Raw genomic sequence first — 8,217 nt, 5'->3', positions numbered from 1 at the left:
AGCCGATGGTACTGCGGTAACACGTGGGAGAGTAGGTCGGTGCCTTACCTTATACCGAGGCCCCGCTGCAAGTCAGTAGGGGCCTCGTTCTATTTGGAGGAGTATCCCCATGAGCCCTAAGGGCCGGCGTGCAAAGCCCCCCGTTCATTCTCCTTCAAAGAAATCCATCAAGGAGGCCATGTAGACCTTCTCCCACCCCTGGGTGATTGCCCCGTAGTCTACATCAGGAATATCGGTATGGTGAAGTTTTCTATCAATAAAAAAGGGAAGCTTATTCGGCCTCCCTGTTCAATTTCATCGTTGTTATTAACTTATTTTATAAAATGCTTAAGTTGAATAATTTCTTTTTCTTCTAAATATCGCCAACGCCCTCTAGGTAAATCTTTTTTGCTCAAATTGGCATATATTACACGGTCTAATTTAACAACATCGTATCCTAAAGATTCAAAAATTCGTCTAACGATTCTGTTTTTACCACTATGAATTTGTATGCCTACCTCTTTTTTACTTGCTCCCTGAATATAACTAATGTCGTCAGGCTTAATAAATCCATCCTCCAGTTCTAGGCCATAGCTTATCTTATTAAAATCCCCTTGTGTTAAATTTTTAGATAATTCCACATGGTAGATTTTCATGATATGATTTCTGGGATGGGAGAGTTTTTCGGCTAAGTTTCCGTCATTGGTTAATAATAATAAACCTGTTGTGTTACGATCTAAACGTCCAACGGGATAAATACGCTCTTTAGAGGCCTTTTCTACCAAATGCATTACTGTGCGTCTTTCTTGAGGATCTTCTGTCGTCGTAATATAATCTTTTGGTTTATTAAGCAACACGTAAATCATTTTTTCACGCTTCAACTTTTCGCCATTATAACGAACTTCATCTTTTACAGGGTCTACTTTACTTCCTAATTCCGTGACTACTACACCATTCACCGTAACCACACCCGCTAAAATAAGTTCATCAGCTTTTCTCCGAGAGCAGACACCTGAGTTAGCTATATAACGATTTAAGCGAATTAAACCATCATCCTCTCTATCTTTTGCGAAAGCATTTCCTCGCTGCTTATGATAAGGATGATTTGGTTTGCTGAATTTGGTATAAGATCTAGGCCTGTTTCTTTCCTCAGATTCAGATATGTTATTTTCACGATTAAATTTTTTGTTGGAAGCTTGATTGAAACTTGCCCTTGTTTTTTTATCTCCAGAAAATTTTTTGTTAAAGGGTTTATCTTGGTAAGTTCTTTTTTGTTCTTTTCGCTTGTCAGCAAATGTTTGCTCTTCTTGGCTGTCGTTCCATTCTTTTTTATTTGTTCCGCTCTTGGAAAAGGCGTTTTTATTCGAAAATGAACGACCTGCTCTATCCGAATTCCAATCACTTTTAGTTGCTCTATTCGATTTTTTATTTTCGGAGTAAGGGCGTTGTTGTTTGAAGGATTTGTCATCTCGACTATTCCTATTGTTCCTTAATGGCATAATTTTACGTAAAATATAAGGAGACAAAAGTACTTAAATTTATGGGATAAATATTAAGTAGAACGGAATTTTAACAATAGAATGAGATAGATATCCCTTATAAATGAAGGTATTGATGAAGACGGGATAGTTACAGAGACAGTGATGTTCTCGCTGTATAATGTAAATTTTGATTGAGCTATTTTCAAAGAGTGGATGCTGTAAAACAGCTGTATTGTCTGCGATCTTGATTTAGGCGTAATAACCAGCAATTAACTGCAAAGGGATGCTTTGCGTTGAGTGTTTCTGTAACTATTTGGAAAATAGCTCAATAATTTTTATATTTGCTGCACTTTTTTGCATAACCAAAACAGAAAGGTAAAGCATGATAAAAAAACACCTATGTACGTGCATGGTGGTTTTGGTAACCTTGGTTCTTTCAAAGATGTTTTTATACAGTACACCTGTTAAACATCAGGTTAAAAATACCATTCCAACAAGTACAATAAGTGCAACAAATAAAACAAATAATAAGAGCAAAAAAAGTAAGCTTTTTGAAAGCTTGAATTTTGCAAATGAATATCTCCCGATAGGAGATAAGCGGATAGAACAAAAAGTTGCACGTTCGTTGAAGGCGCATTCTTTTGAAAGGCTTAAAACCCATAAGCTCCACAAGAATGCTAAAGCTTGGTTCCCTATTATTGAACCTATTTTGAAGCAATATGGTATTCCCGAAGATTTTAAATACCTGCCTTTGGTAGAAAGTGGTTTAATTCAAGGTAATTCTCACCGTGGAGCTGCTGGTCTATGGCAGTTCATGCCCGCAACCGCTAAGGCCTTTGGATTAGTGGTCGGTTCAGAAGTTGATGATCGGCTAGATGTTAAAAAATCTACTATAGCTGCCTGTAAGTATTTAAAAGTTTTGTATGCTGATTTTAATAACTGGACGTTAGTCGCTGCTGCTTACAATACTGGAGGAGGTAGCCTCAGAAAATCCATTCGCAATCAAAATCAGGAAGATTATTATAAGCTTAAACTAAATAAAGAAACAGCAAATTACGTGTACAAGCTTATTTCGACGAAGGAGATCATTGAGAACCCATCTATATACGGTTATAAGGGTGAAAAACAAGATACTAAGTTAGCCTTAGAAAACCTGGATGCTGACGAAAGTGCCAATAAACTATAAGAAGGGCTTATACCTATCCCTAATGGTATTCACCAAGAATCTACAAGAGCTCATGACTGTCTAGCAATAAATCCGGCTTAAAAGAAAGCAAACTTGTGGTCTTTTTGCATTGTATATCAAGGCAAATTCCTTAAGTTTGTAACAGACTTTAGCTGTTCTAATGTGTTACGTGCAAGATCAGTTGTTTTGTTAAAGAAAGCCCTTTCTTGGATAAGAAGAGCTCATATTTGGATAACATGGGAAACCAAAATAGAAAGGTTTATGTTATCTAGTTAAGGCAATCCAAATTTATTCCATTTTTTATTTTTTTATTAAATATATGAGTAGTAGGCATACACCTGATTTAGGAGAACAGAGCGAACTTGAAGTATTTGGAGCCCGCGTACATAATTTAAAAAACATTGATCTTACGATACCAAGAAATGAATTAGTTGTGATAACCGGTTTAAGTGGAAGTGGAAAATCTTCTTTGGCCTTTGATACCATTTATGCAGAAGGCCAACGCAGATATATGGAGACCTTTAGTGCTTATAGCCGGCAATTTATGGGAGGAATGGAGCGACCGGATGTTGACAAGATCGCCGGATTAAGTCCTGTTATCGCTATTGAGCAAAAAACAACGAGTAAGAACCCGCGTTCCACAGTGGGGACGATTACGGAGGTTTATGATTTTCTACGATTGTTATATGCACGCATTGGAGAAGCGTATTCTTATGTTACCGGTAAAAAAATGGAGCGCATGTCTGAAGATCAGATTGTTTCACGTATACTGGAACAGTTTGCAGGACAACCTGTGAATATATTAGCTCCACTTGTTAAAGGCCGTAAAGGTCATTATCGAGAATTGTTTGAACAAATTCGCAAACAGGGTTTTGTCAAAGTTAGAGTAGATGGAGAAATAATGGACGTCGTGCCCAAAATGCAGGTTGATCGGTATAAGATTCATGATATTGAAATGGTCATTGATCGATTGGTCGTTACGGAGAAAGACACGAAGCGTCTGCAGACATCCATTCAACAGGCAATGAAAGCGGCAAAAGGTATCATTAAGCTGAGCGATGCGGCAAATAAAGAATATTTCTTTAGTCGCTATTTAATGGATCCCGCTAGCGGCATCTCTTATGATGAACCACAGCCAAATACATTTTCGTTTAATTCGCCTTATGGCGCTTGTGAAAAGTGTGATGGATTAGGTTATGTTTTTGAAATAGATAAAGATTCGGTTATTCCAGATCCAAAATTGAGCATTATTAAGGGAGGTTTAGCTCCCTTAGGAGAGTATAAAGACAATTGGACTTTTCAGCAATTAAAAGCGGTTGCTAAAAAATATAATTTTTCATTAGCAGATCCGTTGAATAAATTATCTGCTGAACAATTGGATTTGTTACTCAATGGCGCTCCAGATCTTATAACGGTACCTGTTACCTATAATAAATGGAATGTTAAAGAATATAAAATAACCTTTGACGGTATTTTTAAATTGTTGGAAGAGCAGACGGAACGAAAAGGAGATGATGCGGAACTGTTTCGGGTGATGAAAAAATGTCCGGTATGTGAAGGTGCGCGGTTAAAAAAAGAGTCATTACACTTTAGAGTGGCCGATAAAAATATCTATGATCTAGCAAGCATGGATATTTTTTCACTGGTTACATGGTTTTCCAATTTAAGAGAGCGATTGAATGAACGGCAAAAAGTAATTGCCGAAGAAATTTTGAAAGAAATCATTAGCCGGCTAAACTTTTTATTGGATGTAGGGCTTGGTTATCTGACGTTAGATCGTACCGCGAGAACCTTATCAGGGGGAGAAGCACAACGGATCAGATTGGCTACACAAATAGGTTCCCAATTGGTTAATGTATTGTATATCTTAGACGAACCAAGTATTGGACTTCATCAACGGGATAACGAGCGCTTGATTCAGGCGCTTAAAGACTTACGCGACATTGGTAACTCCATTTTAGTGGTAGAGCATGATAAGGATATGATTTTACAATCCGATTATGTTGTTGATATGGGGCCTGCAGCAGGGCTTAACGGTGGTTTAGTGGTAGCACAAGGTAAACCGGAACAGATTAGGCAAGCCAAAACGCTTACTGCGGCATATCTTAATGGAACTAAAGAAATTCGCGTGCCTCAGGTTCGAAGAGATGGAAATGGCTTTCACCTCACGTTAAGCGGTGCACAAGGGAATAATTTAAAGAATCTAACGGTTAGCTTTCCTTTAGGAAAGTTGATCGCAATTACCGGTGTATCGGGAAGTGGAAAATCGACTTTAATAACGGAGACGCTTTATCCTATATTGAATCATCACTTTTTTAGAGCAAAAAAAACGCCCATGCCTTATAAAAAAATAACGGGTTTGGAACATTTGGATAAAGTAATCGAAATTGATCAGACTCCTATTGGCAGGACACCACGTTCTAATCCTTCAACCTATACAGGTGTGTTCTCCGATATTCGTAGCTTATTTGTTCAGCTTCCGGAGGCTAAAATCAGAGGATATAAGCCGGGTAGATTTTCATTTAATGTTAAAGGAGGGCGATGCGAAGTTTGCCAAGGTGCGGGAATGAAAGTGATCGAAATGAATTTTTTACCTGACGTGCAGGTCCCTTGTGAAGCTTGCAATGGGAAAAGGTATAATAGGGAAACACTTGAAGTGAGGTATAAAGGTAAATCTATTAGCGATGTGCTGGATATGAGTATTGATGAAGCGGTTCCTTTCTTTGAATCCATTCCAGCAATTTATAGAAAAATTAAAACGCTTCAGGATGTAGGTTTAGGCTATATTACATTAGGACAATCTTCTGTAACGCTGTCTGGTGGAGAGGCCCAGCGGGTTAAGCTGGCTACAGAGCTTTCTAAAAAGGATACAGGTAATACGTTTTATATATTAGATGAACCGACTACCGGATTACACTTTGAAGATGTAAATGTATTATTAGGTGTGCTAAATAGATTGGTAGACCGTGGAAATACGGTATTGGTCATTGAACACAATTTGGATGTCATTAAGGTGGCTGATTGGATTATTGATTTAGGACCGGAGGGTGGGGCAGCTGGAGGAAATATTTTATTCAGCGGAACTCCGGAAGACATGGCAGAAAATAGTACTAGTGAAACGGCTAGATTCTTAAAAGCAGAGCTTTCACAAGCTGTTGGATAATACTTAAATAGTATAGGTTATGATTGTATTGGATAAATTAGGCATAGCAGATCAAATAAAAGCGACATTAGAAACCGTTTTTGACCCAGAGATACCGGTAAATATCTGCGAATTGGGATTGATTTATGAGATTATTACCAAGGAAGATGGTACAGCGAAAGTTGTGATGACGTTGACTGCACCGGCTTGTCCTGTTGCCGGAGAATTATTAGACGAAGTGCAGCAAAAAGTATCCCAGATAGAAGGCGTAAAGAATGCCTTGGTGGAGCTTACCTTTGATCCCAAATGGGATAAAAGTATGATGAGTGATGAGGCTCGTTTAGAATTGGGATTTATGTAAGCCCTTCTGCTAATGCATGAAAAGTGCCATTTTACTTATTATCTAAAACTTACTTATGGCCTGTCCTTTTCGACAGTCATATTTTCAGTACTTTTAGCTTCTAATGCCTCTAAGGTTTTCGTTGGTTGTCTATCTTTTGCATAAAGTCCCCCTCCAAAAATTCCATGCCAAATATTCCTCGATTCTTTGGTCAGAATAGGAGCAATAATAGCCAAAATCAGTACATAAACGACAACAAATGATTGAATAATTGGATTTAGTCCACCTGCTTTACCAATATTGGCCATGATGATCGAGAATTCTCCACGTGCCGAAAGCGTGAATCCAATATCGAATGAGGTTTTTTTCTTTAAGCCTGCAAAACGAGCAGCAAAATATCCAGAAGCAAGATTTCCTATAATAGTCACTAACGCGGCGATGGCTCCCCACATTACGGCGCCACTTAAGGAGAAAGGATCGATAGATAAGCCAAAACTGAAAAAAAACATTGCTCCAAAATAGTCTTTATAAGGCGATACCAATTGCTCGATACGTTTAATATATTGTGAATCAGCTAATACTAATCCAGCCATAAGTGCACCAATCGCTTCCGCTACATGGATCGTTTCTGAAAAACCGGCTACTAAAAATAACAAAGCGAAAATAATGAGGATAAATATTTCAGATGATTTTATATTCAGCACCTTATCTATATAAGGAACGAGCTTTCTTCCCAATATTAGGAAAAGCAATATAAAAGCCAACGCCAATAAGGAGGTACTGGCAACTGTCCAAAAAGATCCCCCGCCTGTTAATACTAACCCTGACAAGAAGGAAATATGCATGGCAATGAACAAATCGTCAAACATGATCATGCCCATAATAACTTCCGTTTCCGGGTTGGCTGTTCTTTTTAAATCAGTTAATACTTTGGCAACAATTGCTGTTGATGAGCTGGTCATAATTCCGCATAAAATCATCATTTCTGCAAAAGGTAAGTCCATGAGCCAGCCTACCAGTAGCCCAGAACAGAAATTGAGCAAGACATATACCGTGCCCCCAGAAACAATTGATTTTCCGGATTTAATTAAACGGCCTACAGAAAATTCTAGACCCAAATAGAAAAGTAGAAAGAGAACCCCTAATCTGCCCATAAAATCAATAAAGGGTTTACTTTCCGTAAATTGTAAATCTATCAAACCAATTTGTGGTGCATGTTCGCCTAAAGCCATGCCGATCAAAATAAAGAACGGTATGACAGAAAATCGGAGTTTATTGGCTAATATACCAACTAGAGCTACTAGTCCAACAGCAATTCCTATTTCTAGTATTAGGGTTTGTGTATGCATACAATCACATTGGTTTTATATTTATGTTAAACAACTTGATAGCTACGTAATAACTCTTTTAATGCTTTGATGTTACTACGTTTTCCGGCAATGACCAGTGTGGTGCCAGGTGTTATTAAATAATCAGGACCTGGATTAATGGTGCTGTCTTCGTTTTTTATCGCCGCAATTATGGAAGCGCCGGTTTTCTGTCGTACACCTAATTGACCAATCGTTTGTTGGTTAATGACGGTTTTGTCTTCTACTTTATACCATTCAATGACGAGGTCATTTACCGCTAATTCCATTGTCTCAAGCGCTTTAGGTTTGTAGGACAAACCACCGATGATACCTGCAACTTGGCGGGATTCCTCATCGTTTAACGTCATGACACATTTTGTCTCATTTTCTTCGTCGTCCAAACGGTATAATTCGCGATTACCATCATCGTGGATAACCACCACCATATTGTCTCCTGCTCCGGTTTCAATTTGGTATTTTTTACCTATACCAGGTAAGTCACTTTCCCTAACGATAGACATTTTATCCTCAGTTTAAATATGCTAAATACATTCACAAATGAATTACAAAGGTACTAAAATTATCTTAGGTTTGGGTTTCATATCGGCTAAACCGAGAAACCGCATTTAACATGAAATAGACTGATCATGTTAAAAAAACTTTCGCTTGGAAATTTGTTACAACGCTAATACATCAACTTGCAAATCGCAAATTTCCTAGGTGATATTTTAAGCTGAATG

6 protein-coding genes are annotated in these 8,217 nt (G+C 38.0%); 3 read left to right on the top strand and 3 right to left on the bottom strand.

Annotated features, from left to right (window positions below):
* Positions 1–311 precede the first annotated feature (311 nt).
* Positions 312–1,478, bottom strand: a complete 1,167-nt coding sequence (locus tag ABD930_RS14280) for a pseudouridine synthase (RefSeq protein ID WP_345232411.1) — start codon at positions 1,476–1,478, stop codon at positions 312–314.
* A 364-nt stretch (positions 1,479–1,842) separates the two neighbouring features.
* Here ABD930_RS14280 and ABD930_RS14275 point away from each other — a divergent pair, with 364 nt between their 5' ends.
* The 3 genes from ABD930_RS14275 (at position 1,843) to ABD930_RS14265 (ending at position 6,149) form a co-directional block, all read left to right on the top strand.
* Positions 1,843–2,646, top strand: a complete 804-nt coding sequence (locus ABD930_RS14275) for a lytic transglycosylase domain-containing protein (protein WP_345232410.1) — start codon at positions 1,843–1,845, stop codon at positions 2,644–2,646.
* A gap of 319 nt (positions 2,647–2,965) precedes the next feature.
* Complete coding sequence (gene uvrA, locus ABD930_RS14270; protein ID WP_345232409.1) at positions 2,966–5,809, top strand: excinuclease ABC subunit UvrA; 2,844 nt, start codon at positions 2,966–2,968, stop codon at positions 5,807–5,809.
* Between the two features lie 19 nt (positions 5,810–5,828).
* A complete protein-coding gene (locus tag ABD930_RS14265) occupies positions 5,829–6,149 on the top strand; it encodes an iron-sulfur cluster assembly protein (protein ID WP_345232408.1) in 321 nt (106 codons plus the stop codon).
* A 53-nt stretch (positions 6,150–6,202) separates the two neighbouring features.
* Here ABD930_RS14265 and ABD930_RS14260 read toward each other — a convergent pair whose 3' ends face one another.
* Both ABD930_RS14260 and ABD930_RS14255 read right to left on the bottom strand, forming a co-directional pair.
* Positions 6,203–7,477 (bottom strand): cation:proton antiporter, encoded by a 1,275-nt coding sequence (locus tag ABD930_RS14260; RefSeq protein WP_345232407.1) that lies wholly within the window; start codon positions 7,475–7,477, stop codon positions 6,203–6,205.
* 26 nt (positions 7,478–7,503) lie between these two features.
* Positions 7,504–7,998, bottom strand: a complete 495-nt coding sequence (locus ABD930_RS14255; protein ID WP_345232406.1) for a cation:proton antiporter regulatory subunit — start codon at positions 7,996–7,998, stop codon at positions 7,504–7,506.
* Positions 7,999–8,217 lie beyond the last annotated feature (219 nt).

It is taken from the genome of Olivibacter ginsenosidimutans (assembly GCF_039542865.1).
Classification (GTDB): Bacteria; Bacteroidota; Bacteroidia; order Sphingobacteriales; family Sphingobacteriaceae; genus Olivibacter; species Olivibacter ginsenosidimutans.
This window is presented reverse-complemented; position numbering and strand designations above follow the sequence as displayed.

Excerpts from the sequence above, each read along its gene's own strand:
- ABD930_RS14280 (WP_345232411.1), bottom strand. The coding sequence starts at position 1,478 with ATGCCATTAAGGAACAATAGGAATAGTCGAGATGACAAATCCTTCAAA.
- ABD930_RS14275 (WP_345232410.1), top strand. The coding sequence starts at position 1,843 with ATGATAAAAAAACACCTATGTACGTGCATGGTGGTTTTGGTAACCTTG.
- uvrA (WP_345232409.1), top strand. The coding sequence starts at position 2,966 with ATGAGTAGTAGGCATACACCTGATTTAGGAGAACAGAGCGAACTTGAA.
- ABD930_RS14265 (WP_345232408.1), top strand. The coding sequence starts at position 5,829 with ATGATTGTATTGGATAAATTAGGCATAGCAGATCAAATAAAAGCGACA.
- ABD930_RS14260 (WP_345232407.1), bottom strand. The coding sequence starts at position 7,477 with ATGCATACACAAACCCTAATACTAGAAATAGGAATTGCTGTTGGACTA.
- ABD930_RS14255 (WP_345232406.1), bottom strand. The coding sequence starts at position 7,998 with ATGTCTATCGTTAGGGAAAGTGACTTACCTGGTATAGGTAAAAAATAC.